Source organism: Paraburkholderia sediminicola, from assembly GCF_046026895.1.
Taxonomy (GTDB): domain Bacteria; phylum Pseudomonadota; class Gammaproteobacteria; order Burkholderiales; family Burkholderiaceae; genus Paraburkholderia; species Paraburkholderia sediminicola_C.
Genome location: NZ_JAQQEU010000009.1, coordinates 93,260 through 107,072, shown reverse-complemented (window position 1 = coordinate 107,072; position 13,813 = coordinate 93,260). Strand labels below are relative to the sequence as shown.

The following is a 13,813-nucleotide window of genomic DNA, read 5'->3' as shown; positions in this document are numbered from 1 at the left end:
CATCAGTGGCGCTGCCTCGACTCGAGGGGCAGCCATATATCATTCGACGCGCAACAATCCGACCAACAGCCGGCCAAAAGAGAAATAATAATCGTTATCATTGCACCGGTGATCTGGTCGATGTAGCATGCCAACTTTCGCGCTTGTGCGGTTTTATAGCGGCCGCCTGCCCGACAGTACCGCTGTTGAGTTTCGTCATTCGCGTCGGTAGTCACTGCTACTAACGCGCCCTCGAATCTGAGTTGCACCGCATGCGACCTGCCCGGTCGGTTGTGCCGGAGCGGGCGACCGTCTCTGGACGAGCCGCGGTTGAAGAGTCGCCTCAAGGTTCACAACGCGTCGGCACAGAAATTCACTAGATGCTTGGTACTTCCTTAATCAGCGACCCGTGGTTCTACGTTGCGAGCATACCGGCACTCCTGCTGACCAGCATCTCAAAGGGTAGTCTCGGGCTTGGCCTCGGCATCGTGGCCGTGCCACTCATCGCGCTGCACTTGCCAGTGCCTGTCGTGGTGACACTTTTGTTGCCGATCCTTTGCCTGACTGATCTGGTCACGCTCTGGCAATATCGCGGCGAATGGAGTTGGCCGTTGCTGCGTATCGTGATCCCCGCCGCACTCGTTGGCACTGGGCTCGGTGCACTGGCGATACACCATCTTTCGGAAGCATGGCTAAGACTCGGCGTCGGTGTGATCTCAATCGACTTTGCCCGGCGTCGCTGGCTGCAGTCTCGCCGCACCGCACGGGAAGAGGAACATCGTTTGCACCCGGCCTCGAGCATCTTCTGGGGCGCCACCTCGGGCTTCACAAGTTTCATGGCGAACGCGGGCGAACCGGCACTGGCCATCTATCTGTTGCCGTATAAACTCACCAAGCGCTGCTTTGCCGGTACCACGGCTGCATTTTTCGCGGTAGTCAATCTGGCGAAACTGGTCAGCTTTTCCATGCTCGGGCAGTTCACCCGCACGACTTTACTCGCCAGCCTCGTTCTCACGCCTTTTGCGGTGTTTGGGATCTGTGCAGGTGTTTGGCTGAACCGCCGGCTAAACGTCACGCATTTCTATAAATTTGCGTACGTCATCCTGGTTGTGATTGGTGTGCGACTCGTCTACACGAGCCTCAAGGTCATTGTGTAGCGCAGATGCTGGTTTAATCGCTGTCCGCGCAGTGCAGCGACACGTACTTCGCAGTAAGGTCCGCGCCCGAATGCTTCCGGAAACGGGAGAAGCGCACGCCGCCCCCGTCGCCAAAACTCTCGTCGAGCCGTCAATCCGGGTATGAGCCGGAAGCCCACCCCAGGTTGACCGGATATCCCCAAAGCGGCGCGCCGCGCAGTATCCCGGGAGTACGTTGTATCCCGGGATCACGTTGCCAGTGTCCACAACGCCGCCCGATCGTCCCCTCAACTGCTGACGGCGTCGTCGTCCGTTGCCTTGCTATAGAGGTTGGTCGTCTTGCCGGCGGCGATCCGTTCGGCCATCTGCTGCAAGTCCACGGAAGTGTCTTTCGCAAGCAGCACATAAGCCATCCGGTTCGCGCGCCAGGTCACCGTCTTCATATCGCCGACCTGTTGCGCGTGAATCGGCTCGTCGGCGCTCGCGTCTTCAATCACACACAGCGCCACCGGATCGCCGCGTTCGGGTAGATAAACCATCTGGATCAGAGGGCGGTCGTGATAGTCCAGTCGCTGCACGCGCTTGAACTTCAATCCCGCTTGACGCAGGTCCGGCACGCGAACCGGCATGCCGTCGCGTTGCCGGATGTCGGCAAGTACCTGCGCGGTCGTGGCAGGGTCCTCCTTGATGCCGGCGACCGTCTCGCGTCCATACAGCACCTGATAGTCGGCCACGCTTTGCACCCAGGGCGAGACCTTCGAGTGGAACGGTGTCAGGGCGCCGAAGTATCCGGTCAATACGCCCGAACAGATTGCGCCCGCGACGAACGCAGCCGCCAGCCATTGCACCGGCGCCCGCCGCCGATCGCGCCCGCTGCGCTGCGACGGCGTGCTGACACTGACCAGCTCGTCGATCCGGCGCTTCAGGCTTTCCGGCACGGGCGGCACCGCTTGCCGCTCGTAGGCGGCGCGGTACGGCAACACCGATGCACGCAATGCGGCGACCCGCGCGGACAGATCGTCCGAGTGGGCAATCGCCGCTTCGACTTCCGCGCGCTGTTCCGGCGGAAGCTCCCCGTCGACATACGACATCAGCAGCGAGTCATCGACGTTCATCATATTGATTCTCCCTTGCGAGCCGCAGACGACGATTGCACACCAAATTGTTGGCCAATTGTCAGCCTTGCCCGCGACAGACGGCTCATGACCGTGCCGATTGGCACGTCGAGCACTTCCGCGGCCTCCCTATAACTCAATCCTTCGATCGCCACCAGCACCATCACGACGCGCTGCGCGTCCGGCAGGGCTTCCACTGCGTTGATCACCTGACGATGCATCAGGTCGATCTCCGGATTGTGCGCGGAGGGGTCGGCGAAGGCTTCGATCTCTTCGTCCTGCCAGTCCATGCTGCCGCGCCCCCGGATCGAACGGGCCCGAAGCTCGTTCATCCACGTCGAGTGCACGATCGAAAACAGCCAGCTCAGCGTCGAAGTGCCGGGCTGCAACTGACTACGTCGCTCCAGCGCCCGCACGCAGGCGCGCTGGACGAGGTCCTCCGCGTCGTGCTGGTTCTGGGTCAGGCGCAGCGCGAAGCGCCACAACCGGGGCAGCAGCGTCGGCAGGACGGCCGGCAGATCATCGTCGTTCATCGGCGGCGCTCCTCTACATATCGCGCGTGTATCTACATAACAGTTGAGCCCCGTCTTTATTCCAAGGTTTGTTTGGGTTTTTTTCGCGATTTTTCCGGAATAACCAGACGAGCCCGGCTGTTTTCGGGTCACCAGTTGCGCAGATGCACGGTGCGGATAGGAGACAGACCATGGAAAGCATCCTCGACAAGGCCCGGGAAGCCGGCATGACGGTATTGCTCGATGCCTGCATCGGCCACCAGCGCTTTCATAGCGTAGTGGGGTCGGAAGGCACGCTCCAACGTTTTGCCCGCTTGTGCGAGACCCCAGTGGCGGATCGCGCGACGCTTGGCGAATGGGCGGAACTGTGCGATCGCGGCGCTGGTGCGGCGGTGGCGGCGGCAATCCGGAGCGCCATTGGTTCGCATAGTCCGGGCAAAGCGTCCACGCAGGCAGCGCCGTGAACGCAGCAATGAAGTGAGCGTAATGAACGCATGATTGCAGGTTGAAACAAGGTTTTGGATTGAACAGCGATCCACCCAAAACGATTAGGTTTCCGAAGTAAAAAGCGGTCCGAGCCAGGCACCGCTTTTCTTTCGCGAACCCATGACACGATTTTTTCTGGTGCGACGAAGCGCACTCTTTTTTTGGAGACTGAAATGGCCGTAGATATGTTCCTCAAACTGGGCGACATCAAAGGTGAATCGCAGGCAACCGACCACGTGGATGAGATGGAGCTGCTGAGCTGGTCCTGGGGCTGTATGCAGACCGGCAGCACGCATAGCGGCACAGGGGGTGGCACGGGCTGCGTGCATGTGCAGGATCTGACCATCTGCAAGTACGTCGACAAAAGCACCCCGACGGTGATTCAGGCTTGCTGCGCGGGCACCCATATGCCCGAAGCGCTGCTGACGCTGCGCAAGGCGGGCGGCACCTCGCCGGTCGAGTACCTGAGGATCAAGCTCAACGAGGTGCTGGTGAGCAGTCATACGTTCGGTTCGGGCGGCGGCGACGAAGTGACGGAGACGATCACGCTGAACTTCGCGCAATTCAACATGGAGTACCAGCCGCAGGACAACACCGGCGCGAAAAAGGGCGGCGCCGTCACCGGCAAGTGGCATATCCCGAAGAACGCCGCCGCTTGAGCGCGCAGCACGCGGCCCGCCAACCCCGTACCTGAACCCAACCGGAACCGTGATTGCCCGCGCGCGCTTCGCGACGCGCGGGCAGCCCACCACGCATGGACATCGAGATGAATCAAGCTGACAGCGCCGCCTGGCTGACCGACCTGACACCCGGCCAGCCGTGCGGCGAAGACGAGGAGTACGGCGCGGAGTTCCGGGCGCTCGAGCAGGCGGTGACCGGCAAGCCCGACGCGCAGTATGGCGACACGGTGATTCCGGCGACGCCGCCGGATTGGGCCGAAGCGCTGTCGCTCGCCAGCGCGCTACTCGCACGCAGCCGCGATTTGCGGGTAGCCGTGCACTACACGCGGGCGGCCTTGATGCGTGAGGGTTTCAGCGGGCTGGAGAGGGGGCTCGGCCTGATCGAGAGCCTGCTCGAAACGCGTTGGGACACCGTTCATCCGCAGCTCGATCCGGACGATCAGAACGATCCCACCGCGCGAGTCAACGCGATGTCGGGATTGATCGATGGCGCGGCGCTGCCGGCTGATCTGCGTGATGTGCCGTTTATCGTGCCGCGCGGCCAGCACGGTATCACGTTGCGCCATGTCGAGCTGGCCATGGGCGAGCAGCAGCAAGACGGCGCTGACGTGCCGAGCCAGGAAGCAATCGACGCGGGGTTCGCGCTGACCGGTCTGGCGCAGCTGGAGGCGGCGCTGGCCACGGTGCGTGGGTCGCTGGCGTCGGTTGCGCGGATCGAAGCGTTGCTGACGGAACGCGTCGGACCTGCCCGCGCGCTCGATTTCGCGCCGCTCGGCAGGGTGCTGGCGCGGATCGCTGAAGTCGTCGCGGCGCACGTTCCCGCCCGAGACGTACAGGCGGATGTTGCGACGGACGATCACGCGAGCACCGTCACCGGAATCACGGCATCGACCGCGACGGACCAGGCAGCGGCACTTCGTAGCACCCAGATCGCAAGCGCACAGGACGTGATCGACGCGCTCGACAGGATCTGCACGTACTACGCGCGGCACGAACCGTCGAGCCCACTGCCGGTGTTGTTGCAGCGGGCCCGGCGGCTGGTCGGCAAGAGCTTCATCGAAATCGTCGAAGACGTGGCGCCGGACGGCGCCAGTCAATTCAGGCATCTGGGGGGCGTCGCGTGAAGGTGCGCAGCGTCTCGTGCAGGCAGGTTTGAATCCATAGGAGAGCAATCGTGGCAAAGGAAAGCAGTCAGAAGTTCATCGCGCGCAATCGGGCGCCCCGTGTGCAGATCGAGTACGACGTCGAAGTCTACGGCTCGGAGAAGAAGGTCAACCTGCCGTTCGTCATGGGCGTGCTGGCGGACCTGTCCGGGCAACCGGCCGAGCCGCTCGTCCCCGCCAGCGAGCGCAAGTTCCTGGAGATCGATGTCGACAACTTCGACGAACGCCTGAAGTCGATCAAGCCGCGCGTCGCGGTGCAGGTGCCGAACACGCTGACCGGCGAAGGCAACGTGGCGGTCGACCTGACCTTCGAGAGCATGGACGACTTCGCGCCGGCCGCGATCGCCCGCAAGGTCGAGCCGCTGCGTCGTCTGCTCGAGGCCCGCACTCAACTTGCCAATCTGCTGACCTACATGGACGGCAAGAGCGGCGCTGAGGCGCTGATCGCGAAGCTGCTCGAAGAACCCGCGCTGATGCAGGCCTTGTCCGCCACGCCGCGGGCGCATGAGTCGCAGGCCGACGACGGCGGCCACGCTGCCCAGGACCCGCAAGCCCCTTCTTCCGGAGCATGACGCCATGAACGATCTCAGCACCCAGCGCGAGTTGGAGTCCGCCACGACTGACCCAGCCACTGCCGACGGCGCGGCCGGGCTCGACGACTTCTCGGCCTTGCTGCAAAAGGAATTCAAACCGAAGTCCGAACGCGCCCGCGAAGCTGTCGAAAGCGCCGTCCGCACGCTGGCCGAGCAGGCTTTGCGCGACACCGGCGTGATCAGCGGCGACGCGCTCGCGACCATCGAAGCCTTGATCGCACAGATCGATCACACGCTCACGCAGCAGATCAATCTGATCCTGCATAGCGAGCCGTTCCAGAAAGTCGAGAGCGCCTGGCGCGGTCTGCATTATCTCGTCAACAACACCGAGACCGACGAGTCATTGAAGATCCGCGTGATGAACATGTCGAAGACGGAACTGCACAAGACGCTGAAGAAGTACAAGGGCGTCGCGTGGGACCAGAGTCCACTGTTCAAGAAGCTTTATGAAGAAGAGTATGGCCAGTTCGGCGGCGAGCCGTACGGCGCGCTGGTGGCGGACTATTACTTCGATCACGGCGGCCCCGACACGGATCTGCTCACGCAGATCGGCAAGATCGCCGCGGCCGCGCACGCGCCGTTCATCGCCGGTGCCGATCCGGCCGCGCTGCTGATGGATTCGTGGCAGGAACTGGCCAATCCGCGCGATCTCACCAAGATCTTCCAGACGCCCGAGCACGCCGCGTGGCGCTCGCTGCGCGAGTCGGAGGATTCGCGCTATATCGGCCTCGCGATGCCGCGTTTTCTGGCCCGCGCGCCCTACGGCGCGAAGACCGACCCGGTCGAGGAATTCGACTTCGAGGAAGACACGGCAGGCGCTGACAGCAGCAAATACGCGTGGGCCAACGCCGCGTATGCGATGGCGACCAACATCACCCGCTCGTTCAAGATGTTCGGCTGGTGCTCGCGGATTCGCGGCGTCGAATCGGGTGGTGCCGTCGAAGGTTTGCCGGTGCACGCCTTCCCGACCGATGACGGCGGCGTCGATATGAAATGCCCGACGGAAATCGCCATCAGCGACCGGCGCGAAGCGGAACTGGCCAAAAGCGGCTTCATGCCGCTCGTGCACAAGAAGTACTCGGATTTCGCGGCGTTCATCGGTGCGCAATCGCTGCACAAACCCGCTGAATACGAAGATCCGGCCGCGACCGCCAACGCCAATCTCGCCGCGCGTCTGCCGTATCTGTTCGCGTGCTGCCGGTTTGCGCACTACCTGAAGTGCATCGTGCGCGACAAGCTGGGCTCGTTCAAGGAGCGCGACGACATGCAGCGTTGGCTGCAGAACTGGATTCTGCAATACGTCGACGGCGATCCGACCCATTCGTCGGATGACACCAAGGCGCGCAAGCCGCTCGCGGATGCCCAGGTGGTGGTCGAGGAAGTGGAGGGCAATCCGGGCTACTACACGTCGAAGTTCTTCCTTCGTCCGCATTACCAGCTCGAAGGCCTGACCGTGTCGTTGCGCCTCGTCTCCAGACTGCCGACGGCTGCCGCCGCCTGAGTCCCACGGGCCTGCGGGCCCGCCTTCGCCACGGAGTGTTTCCGATGACCGAACTGACCGCGCGTGACCGCCTGCAGCCTTCGCTGCTCGACCGGCTCACCGATCTCGAACCCGACGTGCGGCACGAGCCGCGCGAGCGCCGCGTGTTGTCGCAACGGGCGTTGCGTGACAGCGTGCAGCGCGATATCGGCTGGCTTCTGAATGCGAGCGGGCTGGATGGGGTGCAGGAGGTCGCGGCTTATCCGCATGTCGCCACCTCGGTGCTCAACTATGGTTTGCCGGACCTCGCGGGGCGGCATGTCGCGGGGCTCACCAAGGCGGCGCTGGAGCGGCGTATCCGCGATGCGTTGTGGGCCTTCGAGCCGCGCCTCATCCGCGAAACCGTGCGGGTCGCCGCGTTGGAGGACACGCAGGGCGCCCACCACGCGCACGTTCTGCGCTTCGAGATCGAGGCCGATATGTGGTCGCAGCCGTATCCCGAGCGTCTGTATCTGCGTACCGAACTGGATCTCGAAGCAGGCGAGGTGCGGATTCTCGACTCCGCGGCCGCCGTGCCTGCGCCTGCGCTGATCAGCGGCGCTGCATCGCGTACCGGGCAGCCGTCATGAATCCGTCCCTGCTCAAGTACTACAGCGAGGAGTTGCAGCATCTGCGCGAAATGGGCGGAGAGTTCGCCGCGGCGTTTCCGAAGATCGCGGGGCGGCTCGGGCTCGATGGCATCGACTGCGCCGATCCTTACGTGGAGCGTCTGCTCGAAGGTTTCAGCTTTCTCGCCGCGCGTGTGCACATGAAGCTCGATGCCGAGTTTCCGCGCTTCACGCAGCATCTGACCGAGCTGACGTATCCGCATTATCTGGCGCCTACGCCGTCGATGGCGGTGGTGCAATTGCAGGCGGATCACACCAATCCGCAACTCGCGTCAGCGGCGCATGGCGTGGCGGTGCCGCGTCATACCGTGCTGCGCAGCCTGCTCGACAAAGCGGGCTCGACTCGCTGCGAGTACCGGACCGGGCATGCCGTGACGCTGTGGCCGATCGAGATCACCCAGGCCAAATTCTTCACCCACACCGGTTCGTCGAGCACCCCAGGCGTGCCGCTGCCCGCCGGCGTCAAAGCGGGACTGCGGCTGCGTTTGCGTGCGACCGGTACGTTGCCGTTCGAGCGAATGAACCTCGACAGCCTGGCGATCTACCTGCGCGGCGCCGACGCGCTGCCTGCGCGGATCCACGAGTGCCTGCTCGCCGGATGCGTCGGCGTTGCGGTGGTGCCCGGCGCGTCCGGATCGGTTGCCGCTGCGCTGCTGCCCAAAAGCGTATTGCAGCCGCTCGGTTTTGCCGAGAGTGAAGCCTTGCTGCCCGTCGCCAGGCGGTCGTTCGACGGCTACCGCCTGCTGCAGGAGTATTTCGCGTTCGCACCGCGCTTCCAGTTCGTGCGGATCGACGGACTGCGCGACGCGCTGCGCGCCTGCGGCGGACGCGAGGTCGAACTGGTCGTGCTGCTCGATCGCGAGGAGGCGTTGCTCGAACGCTCGGTCGACGCGTCGCACTTTGCGTTGCATTGCACGCCGGCCATCAACCTGTTTCTGCGCCGCACCGACCGTATCGCGCTGAGCGACACCGCGTTCGAATATCACGTGGTCGTGGACCGCACCCGGCCGATGGACTACGAGATCCACCAGATCGACTCGGTCACCGGCTACCGCGCCGGGGCGCTGGCCGAGCAGCCGTTCCGGCCGTTCTACTGCGCGAAGGATCTCGATGCGCAGCAACAGGGCGGCGCGTTTTACCAGATGCGGCGCGAAGCCCGCCGCCCTTCGGTACGGCAGCAGCAACAGGGGGCCCGCAGCAGCTATCTGGGCAGCGAAACGTTCGTGGCGCTGGTCGACGCCGCCAGCGCGCCGCTGCACGGTGACCTGCGCCAGCTAGGCATGAGCGCATGGTGCACCAACCGGGATCTGCCGCTGTCGATGCCGGTCGGCGCCGGCTCGACCGATTTCACCGTCGACGCCGAAGTGCCGGTTGCGGCGGTGCGCTGCGTGGCGGGTCCGAGCCGGCCGCTGCCGTCGTTCGCCGAAGGGCCGGCGGCGTGGCGGCTGTTGAACCATCTGTCGCTGAACTACGCGTCGCTGCTCGACAGCGATCCGCAGCAGGGCGCGCACGCGTTGCGCGAGTTGCTCGCGCTGTACTGCCCGGCAGGCGACAGCGGCGCGCAGCGTCAGATCGACGGTTTGCGTTCGATCGACTCCACGCCGGTCGTGCGGCGTTTGCCGTCGCCGGGGCCGATCGTGTTCGGGCGCGGGCTGCAAATCACGCTGCAGTTCGACGATGCCGCGTTCGAAGGCGCCAGTGCCTTTCTGCTCGGCGCCGTGCTCGCGCAGTTTTTTGCGCAATACGTATCGATCAATTCGTTTGCCGAGACCGTTGCGGCGACCGCGACGCGCGGCGAGATCATGCGCTGGCCAGCGAGGGCAGGACGATGCGCGACGCTTTAGAACTCGAACGCAAGTTGCAGCAGGACGCGCGTCACTTCGACTTTTTCCAGGCGCTGCGGCTGATCGACTGCGCGCATCCCCAGCGCCCACGTCTGGGTACGTCGCCCAGCGCACGCGATGACGCAGTACGCATTGCACAGGATGCCGAACTGATTTTCCATCCCAGTACGCTAAGCGGCTATACGCCGGGTGTGGACGGCAGGCCCGGACGGCTGGCGGTGAATTTCCTCGGCCTGCTCGGCCCGAACGGCCCGCTGCCCACGCATCTGACCGCGTATGTGCGCGAGCGTGAGCGCCATGCGAACGACAGGACGCTCGCGCGCTTTCTCGACATGTTCCATCACCGGATGCTGACGCTCTTTTACCGCGCGTGGGCGGCGGCGCAGCCGGTCGTGAGCGCCGACCGCGCGGACGAGGACCGTTTCTCGGCGTATGTCGGCAGCCTGTTCGGGCTGGGCACCCCGGCGCTGCGCGAGCGCGACACCGTGCCCGATCACGCGAAACTGCATTTTGCGGGCTTGCTGGCGGCACCGACGCGGCATGCGGGCGGCCTGCGGCTGATCCTCGAGCAGTTCTTCGGCGTGCCGGTCGAGGTCGAGTCGTGGAGCGGTCACTGGCTGAGCTTGCCGGCCGATCAGCACACCCGGCTGGGCGGCGCGCGGCTCGGTGTGTCGAGTGTCGTCGGCACGCAAGTCTGGGACTGTCAGCACAAGTTCCGGATCGTGATCGGGCCGCTTGGCTACGAAGCCTTTCAACGCTTTTTGCCTCGCAGCGCCAGTCTGCGCAAGCTGGTGGATTGGGTCCGCAACTATGTGCGCGATCCGCTCGACTGGGACGTCACGCTGCATCTGCGACGTGACGAGGTGCCCGCGCTGCGGCTGTGCGGCGATATGGCCGCTTCGTCTGGAGCATCCGTACCCGGCAATCGCACCGCCGCCTGCGGCGCGCGGCTTGGCTGGACCACATGGCTCTCCAGCGGCGCGCCTGTCCATGACAAACATCGGGTCGTGATCGCGCTGAACGCGCCTACCGCCACGACTCGTCAACCGGAGACGCTTCATGGCTGAGATCAGTCGGATCGCGCTGTTCAGCAAACTCAATCCGCTGGCTTACCGCGCTATCGAAAGCGGCACCGTGTTCTGCAAGCTGCGCGGCAATCCCTATGTCGAACTGGTGCACTGGCTGCATCAGATCCTGCTCGCTCAGGACTCCGACTTGCGGCGCCTCGTCACGCACTTCGAACTCGACCCTGGCGCGCTGGCTCGCGATATCACGCTTGCGCTGGATAGCTTGCCGCGTGGTTCGACGTCGATCTCGGACATCTCCGCGCAGGTGGACGAAGCCGTCGAGCGGGGTTGGGTATTCGGCTCGCTGATGTTCGGCTCGACCCAGGTTCGTACGGGGCATTTGCTGGTCGGTATGTTGCGCACTTCGAATCTGCGCAACGCGTTGTTTGCGATCTCGCGGCAGTTTGAAAAAGTCAGGCTCGATACGCTGACGGAACGCTTTGCCGTGCTGCTCGACGGATCGCCGGAAGCGGGTATGGCGGCCATGGCGCCGGGTGTCGGCACGCCTCATGATCGCGCTGCTGCAACGGCTGAAGGTGCAGCCAGCGGCGCCGGGGCCAGCGCGTTGCCCGCTGCCGCGCTTGGCCGCCAGGAAGCGTTGCACCGCTACACCGTCGACCTGACCGAACAGGCGCGCAGCGGCAAGCTGGACCCGGTGGTCGGCCGCGACGACGAGATCCGCCAGGTGATCGACATCCTGATGCGCCGGCGGCAAAACAACCCGATCCTGACGGGGGAGGCGGGTGTCGGCAAAACCGCCGTCGTCGAAGGTTTCGCGCAGCGCATCATCGCGGGCGACGTGCCGCCCGCGCTGCGCGACGCAGTGGTCTGCACGCTCGACGTCGGCTTGCTGCAAGCCGGCGCCAGCATGAAGGGCGAGTTCGAAAACCGCCTGCGCCAGGTGATCGAAGAAGTCCAGGCGTCGGCGCGGCCGGTGATCCTGTTCATCGACGAAGCCCACACGCTGGTCGGCGCGGGCGGCGCGGCGGGCACCGGCGATGCGGCCAACCTGCTGAAACCGGCGCTCGCGCGAGGCACGCTGCGCACGATTGCTGCGACGACGTGGAGCGAATACAAGAAGCACATCGAGAAAGACCCCGCGCTGACGAGGCGCTTCCAGGTCGTGCAGGTGCCGGAGCCGTCCGAGGAATGCGCGATCCGGATGATGCGCGGCATTGCACGCCAGATGCAGCAGCATCACGGCGTGCTGGTGCTCGACGAAGCGCTCGAAGCAGCGGTCACGCTGTCGCACCGCTATATTCCGGCGCGCCAGTTGCCCGACAAGGCCGTGAGCCTGCTCGATACCGCTTGCGCACGGGTCGCGGTCAGTCAGCACGCGGTGCCGCCGGCGGTCGAGGACGTGCGCCGCCGCATCGATGCGTGGCAGACCGAGGCCGGGATCATCGCGCGAGAGAACGCGCTCGGCATGGACACCGCCGGGCGCGCCGCGGACATCGCCGCAAAGCTCGAAGCCGAACGCGCACGCCTCGCGCAATTGACCGCGAATTGGGACGGGGAGCGCGAACTGGTGACACGCATCCTTGCGTTGCGGTGCGAACTCGAAGAAGACGTCGGCACGGATACCGCCGGCGATCAACGCGTCGCCGAACTGCAGGCGCTGCAACGCGAACTCGCAGGGCACCAGGGCGATCAGCGCTTGATTCTGCCCGGCGTGGACCGGCATGCGGTGGCGGCCGTGGTGCAGGACTGGACCGGTATCCCGGTCGGCCGGATGGTGCGCGACGACCTCGCGAACGTGCTGAAGCTGGCGGATACGCTCAATCAGCGCATCGTAGGCCAGGCGCACGCGATGGAGATGATCGCGCGGCGCGTGCAAACCTCGCGTGCCGGGCTCGACAACCCGCACAAACCGATCGGCGTGTTCATGCTGGCCGGCACCTCGGGTGTCGGCAAGACGGAGACCGCGCTCGCACTCGCGGAAGCGCTGTATGGCGGCGAGCAGAACGTCATCACCGTCAACATGAGCGAGTACCAGGAAGCGCATACCGTGTCCTCGCTCAAGGGCGCGCCGCCGGGATATGTCGGCTATGGCGAAGGCGGCGTGTTGACCGAAGCGGTGCGCCGCCGTCCCTATAGCGTGGTGTTGCTCGACGAGTTCGAGAAGGCCCATCCCGATGTCCATGAGCTGTTTTTCCAGGTATTCGACAAGGGCCGCATGGAAGACGGCGAGGGCAGGCAGATCGATTTCCGCAACACGCTGATCCTGTTGACCACCAATGTCGGCACTGAACTGATTACCCGCCTGTGCGGCAAGCCGGACAGCACGCCGAGCCCGGAGCAGATCGCACGCGCACTGCGCGCGCCGCTCGTCGAGGTGTTCCCGCCGGCCTTGCTGGGGCGCGTCGCGGTGATTCCGTATTACCCGCTCGACGACGGCATGCTCGACGCCATCATCCGGCTGCAACTCTCGCGCATCGAACGACGCATCGTCGAACAGCACGGCGTGTCCTTCAGCTACGACGACGCGATGGTCCGGCAGGTCGCCGCGCGCTGCACCGAGTTCGAGAGCGGTGGACGAATGATCGACGCCATTCTCACGAACACACTGTTGCCGCGCATCAGTGCCGAATTCCTGACCCGGCTGATCGACGGGCGGACGGTCGCGAAGGTCGAGGTCGGCGTGAGCGACGGCGAATTCACCTACGCGTTCGATTGAACGAGAGCCAGAGGAGAAACTCATGCCACAACAGGTCACCATGGGCGCGATGCTGCAATGTTCGTTCGGCGTCGCGCCGTCGACACTGGTCGTGCTGCCGCTTAACCGCGTGCTGTGCGAAGGACCGCCGGCGGCCAACATCATGGATCACATCCCGCTCGTCAATATCATGCCGTTCGGCATGTGTAATTCGCCGGCCAATCCCGAGGTGGCTGCGGCGACCGCCGCCGCGCTCGGCGTGCCCACGCCGATGCCCTGCGTGCCGGCAACCGTCACGCCGTGGGCGCCCGGCACGGTGAACGTGCTGCTGGGCAATCAGCCGTCGCTCGACAACGTGTCCACCTGCACCTGCATGTGGGGCGGTGCGGTCACGATCGTCGATCCCGCCACAGTCAAAACGCAGGTGCCGTGAA

13 protein-coding genes and 1 pseudogene are annotated in these 13,813 nt (G+C 64.7%); 11 read left to right on the top strand and 3 right to left on the bottom strand.

The annotated features are described in order from the left end of the window. Nucleotides 1-359 precede the first annotated feature (359 nt). A complete protein-coding gene (locus tag PQR02_RS09200) occupies nt 360-1,136 on the top strand; it encodes a sulfite exporter TauE/SafE family protein (protein ID WP_408228660.1) in 777 nt (258 codons plus the stop codon). A gap of 19 nt (nt 1,137-1,155) precedes the next feature. On the opposite strand, the pseudogene PQR02_RS09195 reads toward PQR02_RS09200, so the two are convergent. The 3 genes and pseudogenes from PQR02_RS09195 to PQR02_RS09185 form a co-directional block, all read right to left on the bottom strand. Further along, nucleotides 1,156-1,242 (bottom strand): annotated as a pseudogene (locus PQR02_RS09195) (molybdopterin-binding protein); the annotation flags it as partial. A gap of 160 nt (nt 1,243-1,402) precedes the next feature. Then, nucleotides 1,403-2,233, bottom strand: coding sequence for an anti-sigma factor family protein (locus tag PQR02_RS09190; protein WP_408228657.1), 831 nt, complete (start codon nt 2,231-2,233; stop codon nt 1,403-1,405). Then, the gene (locus PQR02_RS09185) at nt 2,230-2,763 is read right to left on the bottom strand and encodes an RNA polymerase sigma factor (RefSeq protein WP_149675076.1); all 534 of its coding nucleotides are present in this window, start codon (nt 2,761-2,763) and stop codon (nt 2,230-2,232) included. Before PQR02_RS09185 ends, PQR02_RS09190 begins: the two co-directional genes overlap by 4 nt. A 170-nt stretch (nt 2,764-2,933) precedes the next feature. Here PQR02_RS09185 and PQR02_RS09180 point away from each other — a divergent pair, with 170 nt between their 5' ends. The 10 genes from PQR02_RS09180 to PQR02_RS09135 all read left to right on the top strand — a co-directional run bounded on the left by PQR02_RS09180 (nt 2,934) and on the right by PQR02_RS09135 (nt 13,812). Continuing rightward, on the top strand, nt 2,934-3,206 hold the full coding sequence (locus PQR02_RS09180) for a hypothetical protein (RefSeq protein ID WP_408228653.1): 273 nt from the start codon (nt 2,934-2,936) through the stop codon (nt 3,204-3,206). A 195-nt stretch (nt 3,207-3,401) separates the two neighbouring features. Further along, nucleotides 3,402-3,887, top strand: coding sequence for an Hcp family type VI secretion system effector (locus PQR02_RS09175; protein ID WP_408228650.1), 486 nt, complete (start codon nt 3,402-3,404; stop codon nt 3,885-3,887). 107 nt (nt 3,888-3,994) lie between these two features. Beyond that, entirely contained in the window at nt 3,995-5,032 is a 1,038-nt protein-coding gene (tssA, locus tag PQR02_RS09170) for a type VI secretion system protein TssA (protein WP_408228647.1), read from the top strand. Nucleotides 5,033-5,082: 50 nt separating this feature from the next. Continuing rightward, nucleotides 5,083-5,643, top strand: coding sequence for a type VI secretion system contractile sheath small subunit (gene tssB / locus PQR02_RS09165; RefSeq protein ID WP_408228643.1), 561 nt, complete (start codon nt 5,083-5,085; stop codon nt 5,641-5,643). A 4-nt stretch (nt 5,644-5,647) separates the two neighbouring features. After that, the gene (gene tssC / locus PQR02_RS09160) at nt 5,648-7,165 is read left to right on the top strand and encodes a type VI secretion system contractile sheath large subunit (protein ID WP_408228639.1); all 1,518 of its coding nucleotides are present in this window, start codon (nt 5,648-5,650) and stop codon (nt 7,163-7,165) included. Between the two features lie 44 nt (nt 7,166-7,209). Continuing rightward, nucleotides 7,210-7,773, top strand: coding sequence for a type VI secretion system baseplate subunit TssE (tssE, locus tag PQR02_RS09155; protein ID WP_408228636.1), 564 nt, complete (start codon nt 7,210-7,212; stop codon nt 7,771-7,773). Then, on the top strand, nt 7,770-9,656 hold the full coding sequence (gene tssF / locus PQR02_RS09150; RefSeq protein WP_408228632.1) for a type VI secretion system baseplate subunit TssF: 1,887 nt from the start codon (nt 7,770-7,772) through the stop codon (nt 9,654-9,656). The genes tssE and tssF overlap by 4 nt, the downstream gene beginning before the upstream one ends. Further along, nucleotides 9,641-10,723, top strand: a complete 1,083-nt coding sequence (gene tssG, locus PQR02_RS09145; protein WP_408228629.1) for a type VI secretion system baseplate subunit TssG — start codon at nt 9,641-9,643, stop codon at nt 10,721-10,723. The genes tssF and tssG overlap by 16 nt, the downstream gene beginning before the upstream one ends. Then, entirely contained in the window at nt 10,716-13,400 is a 2,685-nt protein-coding gene (gene tssH / locus PQR02_RS09140; protein WP_408228626.1) for a type VI secretion system ATPase TssH, read from the top strand. Before tssG ends, tssH begins: the two co-directional genes overlap by 8 nt. A gap of 22 nt (nt 13,401-13,422) precedes the next feature. Further along, a complete protein-coding gene (locus PQR02_RS09135; RefSeq protein ID WP_408228623.1) occupies nt 13,423-13,812 on the top strand; it encodes a DUF4280 domain-containing protein in 390 nt (129 codons plus the stop codon). Nucleotide 13,813: the final 1 nt, after the last annotated feature.